Here is a 20,498-nt window from a genome sequence, read left to right as displayed (position 1 = left end):
AAACAACCCCCTGAATAGGGGGTTGTTTGTTTTTGTGGTTTGCGGATCAGTGACGCTTCTTGCGATGGCTGTCCGCCAGGTTGTTGCCCAGTGCGCCGCCAGCCGCGCCGCCCAGGCCGGCCCCGATTGCCGACCCGGTGCTGCCGCCCAGCTTGCCGCCAACCAGCGAGCCACCGGCCGAGCCCAGGCCGCCACCAATGGCCGCCTTGGTCTTGTTGCCTTTCTTCGCGCCCATGGCGCTGCCCGCCGCGCCGCCGACGCCGGCACCAATGGCTGCACCGGTGCTACCGCCAAGCTGTTGCCCGACCACGTTACCCAGTACTCCACCCAGGCCACCGCCTACTGCGGTCTGGCCATCACCGGCCATGGCGCCTTGTGCGCACAGCAGGCCCAGGGTCAGGGCGACAAGAGTCTTACGCATGTGAATCAACCTCAATGTTCGAAAGGCGCGCATTCTGCTGGCAGCGCCGCCGCCGCGCAATGCTGGCCATTGCAACTCATCTGCCAGGCACGAAAAAGCCCGCGCGGGGCGGGCTTTTTCGATGAGCAAGCTGGTCGGAGAGACAGGATTCGAACCTGCGGCCTTCTCGTCCCGAACGAGACGCGCTACCTGGCTGCGCTACACTCCGATGGAGAAAATATTACTCAAAATCCCCTTATCGGCAAGCCCCTCGAAAGTGGCTTGTCGCTCAGGTCACAGGTCCTTGACGGTACGGACCTGATCCTTGTTGATGCGGGTGCGTTTGCCGTCCAGCTGTTCGAATTCGTAGAAGCCCGAGTCTTCATCGTACTGTGGAGTATCGACCGCCTGGATTTCGCGACCATCGTTCAGGGTGATGACGGTCGGCGATGCGCAGCCCGCCAGAGTGCCGAGGCCCAGGGCAAGCAGGAAAGCGGGAAGAGTCCGTTGAATCATTGTGTTTCTCCAATAAAGGATGGTGCGTAATGTTTCTTGAGACGCAGAGCGCCTGCGCAAGTTCCATACAGATTGCAGCATAGCGGCAATCCCACATTATTGACTGGCAACAATGCCTGGGGCTGCGCCGGGCGCGAGGCTGGCGGGGCTGTGATATAACACCGCTCATTCGTTCCTATCAATGGATTCAAGGTCCCATGAAAGCCAAGGCAGATGTACCGTTCGTGCCGCTGAACATTGCCGTACTGACGGTCAGCGATACCCGCACCCTGCAAACCGATACTTCAGGTCAAGTCTTCGTCGACCGCCTGAGCGAGGCCGGCCATGCCCTGGCTGCGCGGGTGCTGCTCAAGGATGACCTTTACAAGATTCGCGCCCAGGTTGCCACCTGGATTGCCGACGAGCAGGTGCAAGTCGTATTGATCACCGGCGGTACCGGCTTCACGGGCCGCGACAGCACGCCGGAGGCAGTGGCTTGCCTGCTGGACAAGCAGGTCGATGGTTTCGGCGAGCTGTTCCGGCACATTTCCCTGGCCGACATCGGCACCTCCACCGTGCAGTCCCGGGCGCTGGCCGGGCTGGCCAATGGCACCCTGGTGTGCTGCCTGCCGGGCTCGACCAATGCGGTGCGCACCGGTTGGGATGGCATCCTCGCCGAACAGCTGGATGCCCGTCACCGGCCCTGCAACTTCGTTACCCACCTGAAGCAGGCCGCAGCCTGTGAAAGCCGTGGTTGAGGCGTCTATGACCACCTCGTTGATGCCAGTCGAGGACGCTCTGGGCAGATTGCTGGCGCTGGCTGAGGCCGCGCCCATCAGGGAGACCGAACAGGTTCCCCTGGCCGCCGCCGAGGGCCGCGTGCTGGCCCGGGAGCTGGTGTCGAGCCTCGACCTGCCGCCCTGGCCAAACAGTGCCATGGACGGCTACGCCTTGTGCCTGGCCGACTGGACCGGCGAGCCGTTACCGGTCAGTCAGCGTGTATTCGCCGGGCATGCGCCCCAGCCATTGCAGCCAGGCACCTGTGCGCGAATTTTTACCGGTGCGCCGCTGCCGCCGGGCGCTGACTGCGTCCAGATGCAGGAAAACGCCGAAGTGCTTGACGATCAGCGCGTGCGCTTTCGCGAGCCTTTGCGTGTTGGTCAGAACATCCGGCCGCAAGGTCAGGAGACCCGGGCCGGTGAGGCGGTACTGGCGGCCGGCACCCGGCTCGGGCCGATCGAGCTGGGGCTGGCGGCGTCGTTGGGCTGCGGCGAGCTGACTGTGGTGCGGCGGGTGAGGGTGGCGGTGTTGTCCACCGGCGACGAACTGGTCGAGCCTGGCTTGCCCCTGGGCCCCGGGCAAATCTACAACAGCAATCGGCGTTTGCTCGGCAGCTGGTTGCAGCGCCTGGGTTGCGAAGTGATCGATGCCGGTATCATCGCCGATGACCTGCAGACCACCCGTGATTGCCTCGCGGCGTTGCAGGCGGTTGACCTTATTCTCTCCACGGGCGGTGTGTCGGTGGGCGAAGCGGACTACCTGGGCATCGCTTTGCGCGAAGAGGGTGAGCTGTCGTTGTGGAAACTAGCGATCAAGCCCGGTAAACCATTGACCTTCGGCCATTACAAAGGTGTGCCGGTGATTGGGCTGCCTGGCAATCCGGCCTCGACCCTGGTGACCTTCGGCTTGCTCACCCGGCCTTACCTGCTGCGCCGCCAGGGCGTTGCCGAGGTCACGCCGCTGCAGTTTCCGGTTCCGGCCGGTTTCGACTGGCCCAAGGCTGGCAGTCGTCGTGAGTACCTGCGCGGCCGGTTGGAGCAGGGCAGTGCGCTGATTTACAAGAACCAGAGTTCCGGCGTGCTGCGCAGCGCCGCCTGGGCCGAGGGGTTGGTCGAAGTCCGTGAGGGCCACACCCCGGGCAAAGGCGACATCGTCCAGTTCATTCCCTTGAGCGAGCTACTTGGCTGAGCGGCTCAGCAAGGCGCCATCCACCAGATCGGCGCCGCTGGGCGCGCGCAGGCTGGGGCGCGCGTGCACGCTTTCCAGCTGGCCGGCGGCGACACTCCAGTCGTGCTGGCTGCAGACAAACTCGCGCGCCGCTTGCGACAACTGGCGCATGCGCCACGGCTGGTTGAGCAACTGGGTGATCATCAGCGCCAACTGGCCGCCGTCATCGCTGGCCAGGTAGTGTTCACCCTGGGTTACCTGCAAGCCTGAAACGCCTTTTTCTGTGGTCACCACCGGCAGCCCGGCGGCCATGGCCTCGAGCACCTTGATCTTTGAGCCGCCGCCGTAACGCAGTGGCGCGAAGAAGATTGCCGACTGACGTTGCAGTTCGCGCAGATCAGGTAAGTAGCCCACCCATTCAATCCGTGGGTCGCTCCAGCGCAGTTTCCAGCTGGGTGGCAGCGCGTGGCCAACCACGGCCAGGCGTACCGCCGGATTGCTCAGCCAGACTTGCGGAAGAATGTCTTCAAGTGCCCATTCGATGGCCTCAAGGTTGGCGCCATACTCGAAGTTGCCGACAAACAGCAGGCGCTGGCTGTGCGGTGCGGGCTGGATGGTCTGGTAGTGCGCGCAGTCGACCCCGTTGATCACCACCGCGGTGGGGTGGCCGGTCACCTGGCTGATATGCGCAGCATCCGTTGGGCTGACCGCAACCACTTCGTGAGCCTGGCTCAGCACGCGGTTCTCCCAGCGCCGATAGCGCCAGCGATCGAACGCATTGAACGGGCGCAGCCACAGCGGCAGGCGATCGTGACAGGCCGCGCCGCTTATCGACTCGATCGTGTGTTCGCTGAGCAGGAACGGCAGCCCGCGTGCCTGCAGGGCTTTCTCGAACGGCTGGAAGCTGTAGCTGTGTTCGATCTGGATGACATCCCACGGCTCGTCCAGCATTTGCTCGAAGCGATGGCGCAGGTGCGGCGCCAGGCCATTGATGCTGGCGCGCATCGGGTAGCTGGCGTAGATCGCCGCCAGCAGGTTCAGCGGGCTGTGCAAGGGCCGCCTGGGGAGCACGATCAGGCGTTCGAGAAAAGGCTCCAGCGCCTGTCGTGCGGCCTCGCTTGGAGGCACTTTGGACTGCACCAGCAGGGTAATGCGATGACCGCGCTGCGCCAGGCTGCGCAGTAGATGGTATTGCCGGGTTTTGCCGCCGCTGGTGGTTGGCCAGGGTAAGTAAGGTAGTGTCCAGAGTACACGCATGACCCCTTTTCCTCTGTGTTAAGGCAGGTAACGGCATGCAAATGAAAATGGACGCGTCGTGGCAGTCAGCTTGCGGCTGGCTCCGAGGCGCGTCCATAGATATCAGTAAAGCGCACGATGTCGTCCTCGCCCAGGTATTCGCCACTTTGTACTTCAATCATCACCAGATCGATCACGCCCGGGTTGGTCAGGCGGTGCACCCGTCCGGGTTTGATGAAAGTCGATTCGTTGGTGTCGAGCAGAAATTCCTCTTCACCATTGGTGACACAGGCCATGCCGCTGACCACGATCCAGTGCTCGCTGCGGTGGTGGTGCATTTGCAGTGATAGCGAGGCTTCGGGGCGGACCATGATGCGCTTGATCTTGAAGCGCGGGCCTTCCTCGAGCACGGTATAGGTGCCCCACGGCCGGTTGACGGTGCGGTGCAGGCGGTAGGCGTCGTGACCCTGGCGTTTGAGCTGCTGGGCAATCACCTTGACCTCCTGGCTGCGCGCGGCATCGGCAATCAGCAGGGCGTCGGGGGTGTCGATGATGATCAGATTGTCCAGGCCCACCGCGCCGACCAGGCGCCGAGGGGAGTCGATGTAGCAATTGCGCACATCGTGCAGCACGGTTTCGCCGGTGCAGCGATTGCCTTGGTGGTCACCGGCCTTGAGCGCGCGAACGGCCTCCCAGCTACCGATATCGCTCCAGCCGAACTGGCTGGGCAGTACTGCGACCTGTTGCGATACTTCCATGACGGCATAATCGATGGAGATATCCTCCACCTGGGCAAAGCTGTCCGGGTCCAGTTCCACCTGGCGCTCGCGCGCGCCTTCTTTGCAAGAACTCAGGGCCAGGCAATGATTGACCGCCGCCAGCAATTGCGGGGTGTGCCGTTCCAGCTCATGGAGGATGGCATCGACACGCATGCAGAACATCCCGGCATTCCACAGGTGTTGGCCGCCGTCGAGGTACTGTTGTGCGGTTTGAGCGTCGGGCTTTTCGACAAAACGGGCGACCTTGAAGCCGTTGGCGTCCAGGGGTTGACCTTTTTCGATGTAGCCGAAACCGGTTTCGGCGCGGTTTGGCACCAGGCCGAAGGTGGTCAGCCAGCCTTGGCTGGCAAGGGCTCGGGCATGGTTGACGGCTTGTTCGAAAGCGTTGAGGTCGGTGATCAGGTGGTCGGCGGGCAGTACCAGCAATTGTGCGTCTTCACCGTACAGGCGGGCGCAGTGCAGGGCGGCGGCGGCGATTGCAGCTGCGGTGTTGCGGCCGATGGGTTCAAGGATGTAATCCAGGGCCAGGTTGGCTTTGTTCAGTTGGCGGAATTCGTCCTGGGTGCGGAAGAACACGTCGCGATTGGTTACGGTCAAGATCCGCTCGACGTCGGCCAGTCGGCTGGCGCGGCTAAAGGTCTTTTGCAGCAGGCTCTGGCCATCGGGCAGGCGCATGAACGGCTTGGGCATGGTCTCCCGGGAGACCGGCCACAGGCGGGTGCCGGCGCCACCGGCGATGATGCAAGGAATCAGAACACTCATCTCACAGCCTCGAGTCAGAGGCACTGCCGGGGCAGTGCAGCAACAGTAAACAGAGCAACCAGGCAGGCTTTTGCGTAATGAGTCAATAAAATGACTTTTATCACCAGCATCTTCCATGAAGGCCAAATATTTGTCGAATGATGCCTCTGGGCGGCGAAGCTTTCAATGACATTTGTATGAATGGTGTGCCAATCACTGCAAAAATCTCAAATGCACTGCAGTAAAGGCGCGCCGGATAAGGTCGAGATACTCGACGCTCAATTGTTCGGGGAACGCACACATGGCGCAGCAAAAGGCATTGATGATCCTGCATGGCAAGCAAGCCATGAATGAAGAAGTGCGCGCCGCGGTGGCCGCCATGCGTGAACGTGGCTGGCAACTGGAGGTGCGCCTGACCTGGGAGGGTGGAGATGCCCAGCGCCTGGTGGAAGAGGCGCTGGCCGGCGGTTACTCGCAGTTGGTCGCGGCGGGCGGCGATGGCACCTTGCGCGATGTGGCCGAGGCCATGGCGCGCGCAGGTACTGACGCCAGCCTGGTGTTGCTGGCGTTGGGGACCGCCAATGACTTTGCCAGGGCTGCCGGCGTGCCGCTGGAGCCAGACCGGGCCCTGGCGCTGTTGGAGACGCCGGCGCAGGCGATCGATCTGGGGGAGGTTGGTGGGCAGGTGTTCTTGAACATGGCCACTGGCGGCTTTGGCAGTCAGGTCACGGCCAACACCAGCGAAGACCTGAAAAAGGTCCTGGGTGCTGCAGCCTACCTGTTTACCGGCCTGTCGCGCTTCAGTGAGCTGAGCGCAGCTTCCGTGCAGCTGCAAGGGCCGGATTTCCAGTGGCAGGGCGAATTGTTGGCGCTGGGTATTGGCAATGGTCGGCAGGCCGGCGGTGGGCATGTGTTGTGCCCACAGGCCCGGGTCGACGATGGCCTGCTCGAGGTCAGCATTCTGCCGGCGCCCCAGGAGGTGGTCGGGACTTTGCGTGGTTTGCTCAGCGACGGCCTGGGCCTGGAAAGCCTGTTTGTCCGCGCGCGTTTGCCCTGGGTCGAGATCAAAAGCTCGCAAGGCCTGGATATCAACCTCGATGGTGAGCCCTTGCAGGGTGACAACCTGTGTTTTCGGGTAATGCCGCAAGCCTTGCGGGTGCACTTGCCTCAGGGCTCGCCGTTACTCAGTCGTCAAGGCTGATGATCTGCTCGCGCACGGCAAACAATACCAGGCCGGCAACATCGTAGATCTGCAGGCGTTTCATGATTTGCGAACGGTGGGTTTCGACGGTCTTGATGCTCAGGCCCAGGCCCTGGGCGATTTCCCGGGTCGATTTGCCGCGCACGATCAGGCGCAGGATTTCCAGTTGGCGGGCGGTCAGGTTGTGCTTTTCGGCCGCCTCCGGCTTGCCTGACTGGGCGTGCAGCAGCGCCTGGTTGATCACCGTGTGGGCGATTGCCGGGCTCAGGTAGCGCTCGTTGCTGCGTAGCGCCGCCAATGCCTGTTCAAGCTCGGTGGCGGTGGTGTCCTTGAGCAGGTAGCCATGGGCGCCGCTTTCCAGCGCCTGCATGATCAGCTCCGGGTCGGTATGCATTGACAGGATCAGTACCTTGCAGCGACATCCCATGGCGCGCAGCCGGCTCAGGGCGTCCAGGCCGCTGGTGCTGCGCATGGAAATATCCAGCAGGACGATGTCCGGGTCCAGTTGCATGACCAGTTCGGGCACCTGGCCGCCGTCATTGGCTTCGCCAATCACGGCATAGCCAGGTATGTCGGACACCAGTGCGCGAACACCTGCGCGGATCAGTGAGTGGTCGTCCACCAACAGCAATGTACAGGTCATGGGGCGTTATTTGTCTTGGCGCGTTCGAGGGTACGGGGAGGCCAGGGGAACAGGGCGTCGATCTGGGTGCCCAGGCCAGGCTGGCTGTTGATCGACAGGGTGCCATTGAGCAGGCCGGCACGCTCGAGCATGCCGGCCATGCCGCGTTGGCCTGCATCGGCCGGACTGTTGGCGGGTAAAAAGCCCAGGCCATCATCACTGATTGACAGGGACAGACCGTCAGATTGGCGCTGAATGCGCACCACAAGGTTCTTTGCCTTGGCATGGCGCAGTATGTTGGTTACTGCTTCCTGGGTAATGCGGAAGGCGGCAATCGCCATGTCTTTAGGGAGTCCGCCCAGGCGTTGGCGGCATTCCAGACTCCAGTGCAGGTTGGTGTTCTCCAGGGTGCGCAGCAAATGTGCGCGCAAGCTGGCTTCCAGGCCCAGGCTGGTCAGTTGTCTTGGATTGAGGATGGTCGAGACATCGCGCACATTGGCCAGAGTGTCATCCAGGGTGCTGCGCAAGGTGCTGCAATGCTCCTGCAACTCAGCCGGCGCGCGACGTTGCAGCCAGTCGGCCTGGAGCTTGGCGGCGGTCAGCAATTGGCCTATGTCATCGTGCAATTCGCGGCTCAGCCGCTGGCGTTCACTTTCCTGAACCTTGAGCAACCGATCGGCAAGCTCCGCAGGGCGCAGAGCAATCGAGCGGGCCCATTGGCGCAACTGCCAGGCAATGCTCGACAGGGCAATCAGTTGCAGGGCCAGGGCAGCGACCGGCAGCGGGCGTTCAAGCAGGTAGATTGCCAGGTTGAAGGCAACCGAAGCCAGGCACAGCAGGGCGGTTGCCCAGCGCAACGCAGCGGCTTGGGGGGGCCAGCGCGTGAATGTCTTGAGGCTTGAGAGCATAGAAAATGAAGCCACTGAAATATCGCTGTTGAAAGCCCTGCAAAGGTCAAATTAGAGGCTTTTGTCGGATTGCCTTCAATAACGTTTAAATGTCGGAGCCTGGGGTTGGCGATGAAGTCTGCATGGGGTCTCTCGGGGGGAGAGCGCAATGATCAAGCCTTCATCTGCGCGCATGGTATCACTTCAAATACAATTGGTCGCGAACTCTTATAACTGACTGAATAGCCAGCTTTTACGGGCTGGTACGAGAGTTCCGCTTACCCACAAATCTAGCACTTTGCCATCAGTTTGCGGAGCAACAATCTTGTCCGATATCAATTAAGTAGAGTGTTTTTTTGCGTCACTGGAAATGTTGTGAATTACGCTAAGTTAGACCTTAGTGTGCGCGCATGAGGTCGGCTGATTATCTTCGCCAAGGCAGTGTTGTTATGTCGCTTAGTTGCCCTTGGTTGCCGAGGAAAGTGCAGTGGAGTGCGCGGCGGCTGGCGCAGTCATTGCCGGGGCAGGGTGCTCGCAGGTGTGGCGGCTTTCGAGGCAAGAGGCGCAGGCCAGGGAGGCTGTCGGGCTCAGGGCACTGGCCAGGGTATCGAGCAATTGCACCTGCTCCTCGGTATCCAGGCTCAGACGTCCGGTGTGCGGGTCGATCAGTTCCAGTTGCCAGGCGAGCAAGGTCAGGCAGCTTTCCAGGGCCTGCAAGGCGTCACCTTGCAATGCCGGTTGCGCCTGTGCGGGCTCCAGCAACTGTTGCAATTGCAGGCTGTAGGCGGCGACCTCGACCAGCCCCAGCGCCTGCGCGCGTTCCACCAGGGTGGCCAGGGTGTGGTTCAGGCAGTGGCAGGCATCCGGATCGTTATCGATCAGTTGCAGGTGTAGCAGGCATTCCTCTGCCTTGGTCAGCAGTACCTGTGCGTCGATCAGGAAATCCTGTAGGGCGCTGTTGTACAGTGCGTCGTTAGCCATCATTTGGCTCCAGCGTGAAAGGCTGGAGCGGGGGCTGTCCACCATGAGGCGATCGCTGACAAAAGCCTGACTCCGTTCATGCAATGAGAATGGCGTCACATTAATGGCTAATGGATATTGCGAACATCAGGTCTCACCCGATTGTCACTAGGGGATTCCCTGATGAGGTGTTTTCGATACGACCCTTTGCGGGTGTTTGCGACAGCGGAGAGGTGAGTGCAGTAAAGCATGATGGTAAAATGACATCAATGGGCCGTGGAGCATTTTCTTCAAGGGGTCAAGCTCTACGGCAAGCGGCCGATACAGGGCCATTGGGATCATTTTTCGACACACCTGGGGGCTCTTCGATGGCTGGCATTCTCGACACGGTAGATCAAAGAACGCAGCTGGTGGGCGAAAACCGCCTGGAAATCCTGATGTTCCGCCTGGCGGGCCGGCAACTGTTCGCGATCAACGTGTTCAAGGTCCAGGAAGTGTTGCAGATGCCCAAGCTGACCCTGATGCCGCAGCGGCATGCGTACGTCTGCGGGGTGGTCAACCTGCGCGGGCAGACCCTGCCGGTGATCGACCTGTCGCAAGCCATTGGCATGCGCCCGCTGGAGCCGGGTCCGGGCAGCACCATCATCGTCACCGAGTACAACCGTTCGGTGCAGGCGTTCCTGGTCGGTGGGGTCGATCGCATCGTCAACATGAACTGGGAAGCCATCATGCCGCCGCCGACCAGCGCCGGTCGTCAGCATTACCTGACGGCGATCAGCAAGGTGGACGAGCAACTGGTGGAAATCATCGACGTCGAGAAGGTCCTGGCGGAAATCGTTCCCTATAGCGCCAAGGTCTCGCGCGACAAGCTCGAAGACCCGGTGCTGGCGCGCGCCCGAGGCCGTGAAGTGCTGCTGGTAGATGACTCCACTGTCGCCTTGGCGCAACTGCGTGACACGTTGTCGCAGTTGGGGGTGAAGATGCACGTGGCCAGTGATGGTCTCAAGGCTTTGCGCATGCTCAAGGGTTGGGCCGATGCCGGCGAAGATGTCTGCAAGAAGCTGTTGATGATCTTCACCGACGCCGAAATGCCGGAAATGGACGGATACCGCCTGACCACCGAAATCCGCAATGACGCGCGCCTGCGTCCACTGTATGTGGTGCTGCACACGTCGCTGTCGGGTAGTTTCAACGAATCGATGGTGAAAAAGGTCGGTTGCGACAACTTCCTGTCCAAGTTCCAGCCCGACAAGCTGGTCGATGTCGTGCGTCAACGCCTGATGCTGGATGAAGCCACGGCCTGAGTCGGTATAGACTAGGTTTTTTCACCGACACAAGGCAGGTCGCGATGCACCTGAGTGCGTTGTATCGATATCCGCTCAAATCAGCGCGCGGTGAGGCGCTGCAAACTTCCTCGCTGGACCTTCTGGGGTTGGGCGGGGACCGTCGCTGGTTGCTGGTGGAGCAGGGCAACGGGCGCTTTCTGACCCAGCGCATGTACCCGCAGATGAGCCAGTTAACGGCCTTGCACAGCGCCGATGGCAGCCTCACCCTCCAAGCGTCGGGCCACCCTGCCTTGCATGTGGCCGTGCCTGAGCCGGACAGCGACCTGCGCGGTATCACCATCTGGCGCGACACGTTTCGTGTCCCGGATGCTGGCGATGCGGCCGCGCAGTGGCTCAGCGACTTCATCGGCAAGGACGTGCGCCTGGTGCACGTGCCCGAACAGCGCGCGCGCTTCTTGCCCGGCGGCTATGGCCTGATCGGCGACCGCGTGGCGTTCGCCGATGGTTTTCCCTTGCTGCTGATCGGCCAGGCGTCGCTGGATGATCTGGCTGCCAGGGTCGGGCGGCCGCTGGAGATGCTGCGCTTTCGCCCCAACCTGGTGGTGCAAGGCGCTGAGGCATTTGCCGAGGATGGCTGGAAACGCATTCGCATCGGCGAGATGGAGTTTCGTGTGCTCAAGCCCTGTGAGCGCTGCATCATGACCACCATCGACCCGCAGACCGGCGAACGCAGCGCGGACCGTGAGCCGCTGGCGACCTTGCGCACCTACCGGGAGAAGGAAGGGAATGTGCTGTTTGGGCAGAACCTGGTGGCGGACGGGGCGGGGGTGCTTGAGGTGGGGATGGCGGTGACGGTGTTGTAGGAGCGGGCTTGCCCCGCGATGGAGTGTACAGCGTTGTTAGTTCGGCGTTTTCGCGGGGTAAGCCCGCTCCCACAACGGGGGCGGGCTCTTTTCAATCACTGATCGTCAAAATACCGCTCATGCCAATCCACCAGCGGCTGCGGCGAATTGAGCTTCTGCCCGTAGATCACTGAATACGACAGCACGTTCTGTACATATTGGCGTGTTTCGTCGAACGGGATCGATTCGACCCAGACATCGAAGCTCAGGTGATCGGCACCGCGCAGCCATTGGCGCACACGGCCTGGCCCGGCGTTGTAAGCGGCGGAGGCGAGTACCCGGTTGCCATTGAACTGGCTGTGCACCTGGCTCAGGTAAGCCGCGCCCAGCTGGATGTTCTTGTCCGGGTTGAACACCTGGGCAGGCGAAGCCAATGGAATGCTGAACTTGCGCGCGGTTTCCTTGGCGGTGGCCGGCATCAGTTGCATCAGCCCGCTGGCGCCGACGCTTGAGCGGGCGTCGTCCATGAATGCACTTTCCTGGCGGGTAATGGCAAACACCCAGCTCGAATGCAGGCCGCGCACCTTGGCTTCGCGCACCAGGGTGTCGCGGTGGGCCATCGGGAAGCGGATGTCCAGGTCGTCCCAGTACTTGGCCTGGCTGATGGTGCGAATGGCCGGGAAGTACCAGCGCATGTCGTAGGCCAGCTTGGCCTGGGCGACCATTTCGTCGCGGTTGAAATGCCGGCTGACGTGATACCACTCACGGCGACCGTCGACGATCTGCCCGCGGGCGTGGAACTCCAGTGCGCGCTTGACCCCCGGCGTGTTGCGTACCTTGTTGATCAGTTGCTGGCTCAGTGCCAGGGGCTTGTTGTTCAGCTGGTAAGGCGTTTGCGAGCGGTCGGCGGCAAGGAAGCCGTAGAAGTCGCGCTCGCGTGCCACTGTTTTGTACAGCAGCGGAATCTGCGGGTTCTTCGGCTGAGCCAGCTCCAGGCTGCGCGCTTGCCAGTAGCGCCAGCGGTTGCTGGTGGCCAGGTCCTGCGGCAGGCGTTTGGTCAGCTCGTAGGCATCTTCCCAGCGGCCCAGGCGCAGCAGTAGGCGCAGCCGCCATTCGGTGACGGTGTTGTCGCGTAGCTCCGGGTCGTACCGGGTCATCAGCTCCAGCGCTCGCGGGTCGTAGCGGCGTGCCAGGGTCAGGCCGATCTCGCGGGCAATGGCGACTTTCTCGTCGCGGGAGAAATGCATGCGGTTGGCGTAATCGTCGAGCAGGCTCATGGCCCGCTCCGGGTCCTGGCGAGCCAGGCGGCGCAAGCCGAGGCTGACCACGTCGGACATCGCCTCATTGACCGGGGTGAAGCGCCCGGGCTGGTTGAGCAGCTCGGGTTTCTGCGCCACCTCAATCAGCAGGCGGCCTTGTGGGGCCAGGGTGTTGAGGCTCTTGACCAAGGTGTTGGCCAGCGCATAGTTGCGGGTTTGCGCTGCCAGCTTGGCGCGCTCCCAGCGCTTTTGCTCGGTCAGTTGGCCTTCGGCGGCCCAGCGTTCGAACAGGGCATCGCAGGCTGTCGGTTGCGACTTGCCGACCAGCCAGAGTTTTTCGGCGCTGGCGAAGCCTTCGGCACGCTGGCCGTGGCTGAGCTGGTACTGGCCGTTGAGGCAGTCCAGCTCTGTGAAATTCAGCTTCGGATCGTAATACTTGGTAAAGGTTGCCCATTCGCCACGCTCGGCCAGCCAGCGCAACCAGCGCAGCTTCATCCAGTTGGCCTGGGGCAGGTCGCCGTGGGCGGCGAGGAATTTTTCGATTTCGTCGTTGCTGGCGGTTTTCAGCCGGGCGGTGAGCTCGTCGTAGGCCAGGTACGGCGTCAACGGGTAGTCGCGCAGGGCGTCGGCATAACGCAGGTAGGGGCCCTTGTCACCCTTGGCCAGGGCGCGTTTGGCTTCATCGTAATATTGACGTTGCTGGGTAATGTCGGTGGCTTGGGCAACACTCACCGCCGAGGCAGTGAGAAGCAGGCTGGATACGAGGCAGAACAGGCGGCTGCGCATGAGACTTCCGGGCAGTTTGACCATGAAAAGTGACGGCGAGGCCAGCACTGTTGGAATTGCATTGCCTTAGCTTAGCCGGTTGCCGCAGGCGGATGAAAGCATTGTGCTTGTATCTGGTTGTAAAGACTCGGCCTGTCGTCGGAAGGTGCTGTAAGACACGCTGCTTAATGTGAAGCCGGCGCAAGTCGGGTAGAATGCGCGCCCGGTTTTTGGAGAAGATCATGACCCTGCTCAAATTAAGCGATGTGTCCCTTGCGTTCGGCGCCACGCCGTTGTTGGACAAGGTGTCCTGGCAGATCGCCCGTGGTGAGCGGGTGTGCATCATTGGTCGCAACGGTACGGGCAAGTCGAGCATGCTCAAACTGGTCAAAGGCGACCAGAATCCTGATGATGGCTCGGTGTGGCGTGCGCCCGGTTTGAAAATCGGCGAGTTGCCGCAAGAGTTGCCAGTGGCCGACGAGCGGACAGTGTTCGACGTGGTCGCCGAAGGCCTCGACGGTGTTGGCGCGTTGCTTGCCGAATATCATCACCTGAGCCAGAACATCGTCACCGATGCTGACCTGGAAAAGCTGATGCATGTTCAGCACGACCTCGAGGCACGTGATGGCTGGCGCTTGCAGACCCTGGTCGACAGCACTCTGAGTCGCCTGCAGCTGCCTGCCGACAAGACCCTTGCCGAGTTGTCCGGTGGCTGGCGTCGCCGCGTATTGCTGGCGCAGGCTCTGGTGTCCGAGCCGGATCTGCTGCTGCTCGATGAACCAACCAACCACCTGGACATCGGTGCCATTGCCTGGCTCGAAGACGCACTGAAGGATTTTCAGGGCGCCGTGCTGTTCATCACCCACGACCGTTCTTTCCTGCAGAACCTCGCCACGCGTATTCTGGAACTGGATCGCGGCGGTTTGATCGACTGGAACGGCGACTACGCCAGCTTCCTCGTGCACAAGGAAGCCGAACTGGCTGCCGAAGCCACCGCCAACGCGCTGTTTGACAAGCGTCTGGCTCAGGAAGAAGTGTGGATCCGTCAGGGCATCAAGGCCCGTCGTACCCGTAACGAAGGCCGCGTGCGCGCCTTGAAGGCTCTGCGCGTTGAGCGCAGCGAACGTCGCGAGCGCACCGGCAAGGCCAATATTCAGCTCGATACCGCCGACAAGTCTGGCAAGCAGGTGATGGTGCTCGAGAATGTGAGCTTTGCTCACCCGGGCGGGCCGTTCTTGATCAGGGATTTCTCCATGGTGCTGCAGCGTGGCGACCGAATCGGTCTGCTCGGCGCCAACGGTACGGGCAAGACCACGTTGCTCAAGCTGATGCTCAGCGGCTTGCAGCCAACCAGCGGTAAAGTGGAAGAGGGTACCCGGCTCGATGTGGCGTATTTCGACCAGTTGCGCCATCAGTTGGATCTGGAAAAGACCGTGATCGATAACGTTGCCGAAGGTCGCGACTTCATCGATATCGACGGCCAGAGCCGCCACGTGCTGAGCTATCTGGGCGACTTCCTGTTCAGCCCGCAGCGCGCACGAACTCCGGTGAAAGCCTTGTCCGGTGGCGAGCGGGCGCGTCTGCTGCTGGCCAAGCTGTTCAGCAAGCCGGCGAACCTGCTGGTCCTCGACGAACCGACCAACGACCTCGACGTTGAAACCCTCGAGTTGCTTGAAGAGGTGCTGCTAACCTTCAGCGGCACCGTGCTGATGGTCAGCCACGACCGGGCATTCCTCGACAACGTGGTGACCAGTACCCTGGTGTTCGAAGGCGAGGGCAAAGTGCGTGAGTATGTCGGTGGCTATCAGGACTGGATCCGCCAGGGTGGCTCGCCGAAGTTGCTCGGCGTTACCGAGAGCAAGTCGGGCAAGTCCGAGCTCAATACTGCTGTGATCGAGGCCGTGGCACCTGCGCCCGAAGCGGTGGCAGCGGCTGAAGCGCCGAAGAAAAAACTCAGCTACAAGCTGCAGCGCGAGCTGGAAGCCTTGCCAGGCCAGATCGACACCCTGGAGCAAAAGATGGCGGCGCTGCAGGAAGAGATTTCTGCTCCGACCTTCTATCAGCGTCCGATCGAGCAGACCAGCGCCGTACTGGCGAGCCTGGAGAAGTTGCAGGCCGAACTGGATGTACTGGTCGAGCGCTGGGCCGAACTCGACAGCTGAAGGGCAGGGCCCGGCGTCTGAAGCGGCGCCGGGCCCGCCAGGGTATTACTCGGCTTTTTTCTGCAGGCGTACCGCCAGCACATCGCAGGGTGCGCCGTGCAGTACGTCGTTGGCGGTGGAGCCCAGCAGCAGGGCCAGGCCGTGGCGTCCATGGCTGCCAACCACGATCAGGTCGCAGCGCTGGTCCTTGGCCAACTGGTGGATCTCCTGGCGCGGCTGGCCGTAGGTCAGGTGCGAATCGCCGCGGTTGATCTCCGGGTACTTGTTGAACAGGCGGTCCATGCGCTCCTTGGCCTGGTCAAACTGTTGCTGTTGCAGTTGCGACAGGTCCATTGGCACGTCGCCACCAAAGGCCATGGCCATGGGTTCAACGATATGTACCAGGGACACTTTGGTCTTGTTCGGCTCGGCCAGGGTCATGGCGCGTTTGATGACCGGGTCGCATTCTTCGGTCAGGTCGACGGCAACCAGTATGTGTTCGTAGGGCATGAGAAGCTCTCCTGACAGTCGCGATAGGTAAAGTATGGTCGGTTTCAGGCTGATCGCTTCGAACCTCGGCTAACCAGCTCATTTGCAAGCCTTTGTGGGATCAACAGATATGACGGTCTGGGTAGTGGTGTCAATCCTTGCGCTGATTCTCAGCCCCCTGGCCTGGCTGCGCCCTTCGCGCAGCCAGAGTGGCCGGATGGCGCTGCGCATGGAGGCGCGGCGCATGGGCTTGAACATGCAGCTGGCGCCCCAGGAATGGCCGCACTGGCTGCCCAAAGAGCCGCCGAGCCCTTGTGCACAGTACCTGCGGCCCCGGCGCCAGGGTCGTAGCGACAGCTGGTGCTACTGGCAAACCACTCCCGGTGTATGGCTCAACCAATGGCGCGAGCCGTGCACCGATGCGGTGCATGCCGAGCAGTTGGCGCGTTTGCCAGAGAGTGTCTTCAAGGTCGAGGCAGGCCCGCAAATGGTTGCCTTGTACTGGGGAGAGCGCGGCGAAACGTCTGTATTGCAGGATATTGCCGGGGTCCTCAAGGCCCTGGCCTGATCGCCATCAATAAAAAGCCCGATGCAAAGATCGGGCGGACAGGCCAGGCAGGCCGGTGTAATGTTTCAATCCCTTCCAGTGTAGCCATCTTACGGCTATCCGCTTTCCAATTGCGCTCGTGTTCGGCGTTGATCAATGATCAATGCGTGTAAGCCATTGACTACTATCGCGCCACTGAATGGCGTGCCATCACGGCGTTGGGTGTTTACCTCCCCTTCATTGGAAAATGACTGCAAAGTCGAGCAATCCCGCTGCTTTTGGGTATTTGACAACGGCGATCTTTTCGTTGAATGTGTGCATACCCAAATCAAACGGGCGTATGAATTGAGCGTTTGTATTGTCAGACGGCTCTTACAGAATCCCGACTATCGCGCTGGCGGGTGTGCCTGGAGCAAGGGTTCGGCGACAACGGCCTTAGGCCTGCCGGATCTTTCACCAGCGATCGGCGTGTACAGTTCAGCTTCCATATCGTGGAGATCAGTTGATGATTTACGAAGGTAAAGCCATCACGGTTAAGGCTCTTGAAAGCGGCATCGTCGAACTGAAGTTCGACCTCAAGGGTGAGTCCGTCAACAAGTTCAACCGTCTTACCCTGAACGAATTGCGTCAGGCCGTAGACACCATCAAAGCCGACGCATCGATCAAAGGCGTGATTGTCAGCAGTGGCAAGGACGTGTTCATCGTCGGCGCGGACATCACCGAGTTTGTCGATAACTTCAAGCTGCCAGAGGCCGAACTGGTCGCCGGCAACCTGCAAGCCAACCGGATTTTCAGCGATTTCGAAGACCTGGGCGTGCCGACCGTTGCTGCGATCAACGGCATCGCCCTGGGCGGCGGTCTGGAAATGTGCCTGGCTGCCGACTACCGCGTCATGGCCAGCAGCGCCAAGATCGGCCTGCCGGAAGTCAAGCTGGGTATCTACCCGGGCTTCGGCGGTACCGTGCGCCTGCCACGCATCATCGGTGCCGACAACGCCATCGAGTGGATTGCCGCCGGCAAGGAAAACCGTGCTGAAGACGCGCTGAAAGTCGGCGCCGTCGATGCCGTGGTGGTGCCTGAGCTGCTGCAGGCAGCTGCCCTGGACCTGATTCAGCGCGCCATCAGCGGCGAGCTCGACCACAAGGCCAAGCGCCAGCCGAAGCTGGAAAAGCTCAAGCTCAACGCCATCGAGCAGATGATGTCGTTCGAAACCGCCAAAGGTTTCGTTGCCGGTCAAGCTGGCCCGAACTACCCGGCGCCGGTCGAAGCGATCAAGAGCATCCAGAAGGCCGCCAACTTCGGTCGTGACAAGGCTCTGGAAGTCGAAGCCGCAGGTTTCGCCAAGCTGGCCAAGACCTCGGTTGCCGAAAGCCTGATCGGCCTGTTCCTCAACGATCAGGAGCTCAAGCGCAAAGCCAAGGCCCACGACGAAATCGCTCACGACGTGAAGCAGGCTGCCGTACTCGGCGCCGGCATCATGGGTGGCGGTATCGCCTACCAGTCGGCGGTCAAGGGCACCCCAATCCTGATGAAGGACATCAACGAAAGCGCCATCCAGCTGGGCTTGAACGAAGCTTCCAAGCTGCTCGGCAAGCGTGTTGAGAAAGGCCGCCTGACCCCGGCGAAAATGGCTGAAGCGCTGAACGCGATTCGCCCGACCCTGTCCTACGGTGACTTCGCCAACGTCGACATCGTTGTCGAAGCCGTTGTCGAGAACCCGAAGGTCAAGCAGGCGGTGCTGGCTGAAGTCGAAGGCCAGGTGAAAGAAGACGCGATCCTGGCGTCGAACACCTCGACCATCTCCATCAACTTGCTGGCCAAGGCCCTCAAGCGTCCGGAAAACTTCGTCGGCATGCACTTCTTCAACCCGGTGCACATGATGCCGCTGGTCGAAGTTATCCGTGGCGAGAAGTCCAGTGAAGTGGCCGTTGCCACCACCGTGGCCTACGCCAAGAAGATGGGCAAGAACCCGATCGTGGTCAACGACTGCCCGGGCTTTTTGGTCAACCGCGTTCTGTTCCCGTACTTCGGCGGTTTCGCCAAGCTGGTCAGCGCCGGTATCGACTTCGTGCGCATCGACAAGATCATGGAAAAATTCGGCTGGCCAATGGGCCCGGCCTACCTGATGGACGTGGTCGGCATCGACACCGGCCACCACGGCCGTGACGTCATGGCTGAAGGCTTCCCGGACCGCATGAAGGACGATCGTCGCTCGGCCATCGATGTGCTCTACGAAGCCAAGCGCCTGGGCCAGAAGAATGGCAAGGGCTTCTACGCCTACGAGACCGACAAGCGCGGCAAGCCGAAGAAAGTCGCCGACGCGGCTGTCCTCGAAGTGCTCAAGCCGATCGTCTACGAGCAGCGCGAAGTCAGCGACGAAGACATCATCAACTGGATGATGATCCCGCTGTGCCTGGAAACCGTTCGCTGCCTGGAAGACGGCATCGTCGATACCGCCGCCGAAGCCGACATGGGCCTGGTCTACGGTATTGGTTTCCCTCCCTTCCGTGGCGGTGCGCTGCGTTACATCGACTCGATCGGTGTAGCCGAATTCGTTGCCCTGGCCGACAAATACGCCGATCTGGGTCCGCTGTATCACCCCACCGCGAAGCTGCGTGAAATGGCCAAGAATGGCCAGAGCTTCTTCGGTTAAGCGCCCAACGATATAGAGCGAGAGTGAACATATGAGCCTGAATCCAAGAGACGTGGTGATTGTCGACTTCGGTCGCACCCCGATGGGCCGCTCCAAGGGTGGCATGCATCGCAATACCCGCGCCGAAGACATGTCCGCGCACCTGATCAGCAAGCTGCTGGAGCGCAACACCAAGGTCGATCCGAGCGAAGTCGAGGATGTCATCTGGGGCTGTGTCAACCAGACCCTGGAGCAGGGCTGGAACATCGCCCGCATGGCCTCCTTGATGACCCAGATCCCGCACACTGCCGCCGGCCAGACCGTCAGCCGTCTGTGCGGCTCGTCGATGAGCGCACTGCACACCGCCGCACAAGCGATCATGACCGGCAACGGTGATGTCTTCGTCGTCGGCGGCGTCGAGCACATGGGCCACGTCAGCATGATGCATGGCGTTGACCCTAACCCGCACATGTCGCTGTACGCCGCCAAGGCTTCGGGCATGATGGGCCTGACCGCTGAAATGCTCGGCAAGATGCATGGCATCAGCCGTGAGCAGCAGGACCTGTTCGGCGTGCGTTCGCACCGTCTTGCCCACAAGGCGACAGTCGAAGGCAAGTTCAAGGATGAAATCATCCCGATGCAGGGCTACGACGAGAACGGCTTCCTCAAGGTCTTCGACTACGACGAAACCATCCGCCCGGAAACCACCCTGGAAAGCCTGGCGGCCTTGAAGCCGGCGTTCAACCCTAAAGGTGGTACCGTGACTGCCGGTACTTCATCGCAGATCACCGACGGCGCTTCGTGCATGATCGTCATGTCGGCCCAGCGTGCCCAGGACCTCGGTATCCAGCCTCTGGCAGTGATCCGTTCCATGGCTGTGGCCGGCGTTGACCCCGCAATCATGGGCTATGGCCCGGTGCCAGCGACCCAGAAAGCGCTCAAGCGTGCGGGCCTGTCCATTGCCGATATCGACTTCTTCGAGCTCAACGAAGCCTTCGCCGCACAGGCCCTGCCAGTGCTCAAGGATCTGAAAGTGCTCGACAAGATGGATGAGAAGGTTAACCTGCACGGCGGCGCCATCGCCCTGGGTCATCCTTTCGGTTGCTCCGGTGCGCGGATTTCCGGCACTCTGCTCAACGTCATGAAGCAGAATGGCGGGACCCTCGGCGTTTCGACCATGTGCGTCGGCCTGGGCCAAGGCATCACCACCGTCTTCGAACGCGTTTAACGCATCGCTCGATGGAAACCGGGGCCTGGTGCCCCGGTTTT

At 61.3% G+C, this 20,498-nt stretch carries 18 protein-coding genes and 1 tRNA gene; 9 read left to right on the top strand and 10 right to left on the bottom strand.

Going from position 1 to position 20,498, the window contains the following annotated elements; translation table 11 throughout:
• Positions 1-46: 46 nt before the first annotated feature.
• The 3 genes from EXN22_RS19005 to EXN22_RS18995 form a co-directional block, all read right to left on the bottom strand.
• Positions 47-421: a bacteriocin gene (locus EXN22_RS19005; RefSeq protein ID WP_130265519.1), complete on the bottom strand. Its 375-nt coding sequence runs from the start codon at positions 419-421 to the stop codon at positions 47-49.
• A gap of 131 nt (positions 422-552) precedes the next feature.
• Positions 553-629: transfer RNA gene (locus tag EXN22_RS19000), tRNA-Pro, on the bottom strand.
• Positions 630-694: 65 nt separating this feature from the next.
• On the bottom strand, positions 695-916 hold the full coding sequence (locus tag EXN22_RS18995; protein WP_010223359.1) for a YgdI/YgdR family lipoprotein: 222 nt from the start codon (positions 914-916) through the stop codon (positions 695-697).
• A gap of 197 nt (positions 917-1,113) precedes the next feature.
• On the opposite strand from EXN22_RS18995, the gene moaB reads away from it, so the two are divergent.
• Together moaB and EXN22_RS18985 are read left to right on the top strand one after the other, a co-directional pair.
• A complete protein-coding gene (gene moaB / locus EXN22_RS18990; protein ID WP_130265518.1) occupies positions 1,114-1,653 on the top strand; it encodes a molybdenum cofactor biosynthesis protein B in 540 nt (179 codons plus the stop codon).
• A gap of 7 nt (positions 1,654-1,660) precedes the next feature.
• Entirely contained in the window at positions 1,661-2,863 is a 1,203-nt protein-coding gene (locus EXN22_RS18985) for a molybdopterin molybdotransferase MoeA (protein ID WP_130265517.1), read from the top strand.
• Here EXN22_RS18985 and EXN22_RS18980 read toward each other — a convergent pair.
• Together EXN22_RS18980 and EXN22_RS18975 are read right to left on the bottom strand one after the other, a co-directional pair.
• A complete protein-coding gene (locus EXN22_RS18980; protein WP_130265516.1) occupies positions 2,852-4,099 on the bottom strand; it encodes a glycosyltransferase family 4 protein in 1,248 nt (415 codons plus the stop codon). The genes EXN22_RS18985 and EXN22_RS18980 overlap by 12 nt on opposite strands.
• 65 nt (positions 4,100-4,164) lie before the next feature.
• Complete coding sequence (locus EXN22_RS18975; RefSeq protein ID WP_130265515.1) at positions 4,165-5,619, bottom strand: mannose-1-phosphate guanylyltransferase/mannose-6-phosphate isomerase; 1,455 nt, start codon at positions 5,617-5,619, stop codon at positions 4,165-4,167.
• 280 nt (positions 5,620-5,899) lie between these two features.
• On the opposite strand from EXN22_RS18975, the gene yegS reads away from it, so the two are divergent.
• On the top strand, positions 5,900-6,799 hold the full coding sequence (gene yegS / locus EXN22_RS18970) for a lipid kinase YegS (protein WP_130265514.1): 900 nt from the start codon (positions 5,900-5,902) through the stop codon (positions 6,797-6,799).
• Here the strand turns inward: yegS and EXN22_RS18965 are convergent.
• From EXN22_RS18965 to EXN22_RS18955, 3 genes are all read right to left on the bottom strand, one after another.
• Positions 6,783-7,442, bottom strand: coding sequence for a response regulator (locus EXN22_RS18965; RefSeq protein WP_130265513.1), 660 nt, complete (start codon positions 7,440-7,442; stop codon positions 6,783-6,785). The two genes, yegS and EXN22_RS18965, sit on opposite strands and share 17 nt — an antisense overlap.
• A complete protein-coding gene (locus EXN22_RS18960; RefSeq protein ID WP_130266865.1) occupies positions 7,439-8,329 on the bottom strand; it encodes a sensor histidine kinase in 891 nt (296 codons plus the stop codon). Before EXN22_RS18960 ends, EXN22_RS18965 begins: the two co-directional genes overlap by 4 nt.
• Before the next feature lie 435 nt (positions 8,330-8,764).
• On the bottom strand, positions 8,765-9,292 hold the full coding sequence (locus tag EXN22_RS18955; protein WP_407691936.1) for a histidine kinase: 528 nt from the start codon (positions 9,290-9,292) through the stop codon (positions 8,765-8,767).
• 344 nt (positions 9,293-9,636) lie between these two features.
• Between EXN22_RS18955 and EXN22_RS18950 the strand changes: the two genes are divergently transcribed.
• Both EXN22_RS18950 and EXN22_RS18945 read left to right on the top strand, forming a co-directional pair.
• Positions 9,637-10,572: a chemotaxis protein CheV gene (locus EXN22_RS18950; RefSeq protein WP_130265512.1), complete on the top strand. Its 936-nt coding sequence runs from the start codon at positions 9,637-9,639 to the stop codon at positions 10,570-10,572.
• A gap of 44 nt (positions 10,573-10,616) precedes the next feature.
• The gene (locus EXN22_RS18945; protein ID WP_130265511.1) at positions 10,617-11,417 is read left to right on the top strand and encodes an MOSC domain-containing protein; all 801 of its coding nucleotides are present in this window, start codon (positions 10,617-10,619) and stop codon (positions 11,415-11,417) included.
• A 95-nt stretch (positions 11,418-11,512) separates the two neighbouring features.
• Here EXN22_RS18945 and EXN22_RS18940 read toward each other — a convergent pair whose 3' ends face one another.
• Complete coding sequence (locus EXN22_RS18940) at positions 11,513-13,441, bottom strand: transglycosylase SLT domain-containing protein (RefSeq protein ID WP_130265510.1); 1,929 nt, start codon at positions 13,439-13,441, stop codon at positions 11,513-11,515.
• Positions 13,442-13,662: 221 nt separating this feature from the next.
• Between EXN22_RS18940 and EXN22_RS18935 the strand changes: the two genes are divergently transcribed.
• A complete protein-coding gene (locus tag EXN22_RS18935; protein WP_130265509.1) occupies positions 13,663-15,582 on the top strand; it encodes an ATP-binding cassette domain-containing protein in 1,920 nt (639 codons plus the stop codon).
• A 45-nt stretch (positions 15,583-15,627) separates the two neighbouring features.
• Here the strand turns inward: EXN22_RS18935 and EXN22_RS18930 are convergent, their stop codons facing one another.
• A complete protein-coding gene (locus EXN22_RS18930; protein ID WP_130265508.1) occupies positions 15,628-16,071 on the bottom strand; it encodes a universal stress protein in 444 nt (147 codons plus the stop codon).
• A 109-nt stretch (positions 16,072-16,180) separates the two neighbouring features.
• On the opposite strand from EXN22_RS18930, the gene EXN22_RS18925 reads away from it, so the two are divergent.
• The 3 genes from EXN22_RS18925 (at position 16,181) to fadA (ending at position 20,457) form a co-directional block, all read left to right on the top strand.
• Positions 16,181-16,618, top strand: coding sequence for a hypothetical protein (locus EXN22_RS18925; RefSeq protein ID WP_130265507.1), 438 nt, complete (start codon positions 16,181-16,183; stop codon positions 16,616-16,618).
• A gap of 484 nt (positions 16,619-17,102) precedes the next feature.
• Positions 17,103-19,250, top strand: a complete 2,148-nt coding sequence (fadB, locus tag EXN22_RS18915) for a fatty acid oxidation complex subunit alpha FadB (RefSeq protein WP_130265506.1) — start codon at positions 17,103-17,105, stop codon at positions 19,248-19,250.
• Between the two features lie 31 nt (positions 19,251-19,281).
• A complete protein-coding gene (fadA, locus tag EXN22_RS18910) occupies positions 19,282-20,457 on the top strand; it encodes an acetyl-CoA C-acyltransferase FadA (RefSeq protein WP_130265505.1) in 1,176 nt (391 codons plus the stop codon).
• The last annotated feature ends 41 nt before the right edge of the window (positions 20,458-20,498 follow it).

This window comes from Pseudomonas tructae (genome assembly GCF_004214895.1).
GTDB lineage: Bacteria > Pseudomonadota > Gammaproteobacteria > Pseudomonadales > Pseudomonadaceae > Aquipseudomonas > Aquipseudomonas tructae.
The sequence above is the reverse complement of the archived record's forward strand: the minus strand, read 5'-3'. Positions and strand labels throughout refer to the sequence as shown.

Excerpts from the sequence above, each read along its gene's own strand:
- EXN22_RS18980 (WP_130265516.1), bottom strand. The coding sequence starts at position 4,099 with ATGCGTGTACTCTGGACACTACCTTACTTACCCTGGCCAACCACCAGC.
- EXN22_RS18975 (WP_130265515.1), bottom strand. The coding sequence starts at position 5,619 with ATGAGTGTTCTGATTCCTTGCATCATCGCCGGTGGCGCCGGCACCCGC.
- fadB (WP_130265506.1), top strand. The coding sequence starts at position 17,103 with ATGATTTACGAAGGTAAAGCCATCACGGTTAAGGCTCTTGAAAGCGGC.
- EXN22_RS18960 (WP_130266865.1), bottom strand. The coding sequence starts at position 8,329 with ATGCTCTCAAGCCTCAAGACATTCACGCGCTGGCCCCCCCAAGCCGCT.
- EXN22_RS18985 (WP_130265517.1), top strand. The coding sequence starts at position 1,661 with ATGACCACCTCGTTGATGCCAGTCGAGGACGCTCTGGGCAGATTGCTG.
- EXN22_RS18955 (WP_407691936.1), bottom strand. The coding sequence starts at position 9,292 with ATGATGGCTAACGACGCACTGTACAACAGCGCCCTACAGGATTTCCTG.
- EXN22_RS18995 (WP_010223359.1), bottom strand. The coding sequence starts at position 916 with ATGATTCAACGGACTCTTCCCGCTTTCCTGCTTGCCCTGGGCCTCGGC.
- moaB (WP_130265518.1), top strand. The coding sequence starts at position 1,114 with ATGAAAGCCAAGGCAGATGTACCGTTCGTGCCGCTGAACATTGCCGTA.
- EXN22_RS18925 (WP_130265507.1), top strand. The coding sequence starts at position 16,181 with ATGACGGTCTGGGTAGTGGTGTCAATCCTTGCGCTGATTCTCAGCCCC.
- EXN22_RS18940 (WP_130265510.1), bottom strand. The coding sequence starts at position 13,441 with ATGCGCAGCCGCCTGTTCTGCCTCGTATCCAGCCTGCTTCTCACTGCC.
- EXN22_RS18945 (WP_130265511.1), top strand. The coding sequence starts at position 10,617 with ATGCACCTGAGTGCGTTGTATCGATATCCGCTCAAATCAGCGCGCGGT.
- EXN22_RS19005 (WP_130265519.1), bottom strand. The coding sequence starts at position 421 with ATGCGTAAGACTCTTGTCGCCCTGACCCTGGGCCTGCTGTGCGCACAA.
- EXN22_RS18930 (WP_130265508.1), bottom strand. The coding sequence starts at position 16,071 with ATGCCCTACGAACACATACTGGTTGCCGTCGACCTGACCGAAGAATGC.
- EXN22_RS18935 (WP_130265509.1), top strand. The coding sequence starts at position 13,663 with ATGACCCTGCTCAAATTAAGCGATGTGTCCCTTGCGTTCGGCGCCACG.
- EXN22_RS18965 (WP_130265513.1), bottom strand. The coding sequence starts at position 7,442 with ATGACCTGTACATTGCTGTTGGTGGACGACCACTCACTGATCCGCGCA.
- yegS (WP_130265514.1), top strand. The coding sequence starts at position 5,900 with ATGGCGCAGCAAAAGGCATTGATGATCCTGCATGGCAAGCAAGCCATG.
- fadA (WP_130265505.1), top strand. The coding sequence starts at position 19,282 with ATGAGCCTGAATCCAAGAGACGTGGTGATTGTCGACTTCGGTCGCACC.
- EXN22_RS18950 (WP_130265512.1), top strand. The coding sequence starts at position 9,637 with ATGGCTGGCATTCTCGACACGGTAGATCAAAGAACGCAGCTGGTGGGC.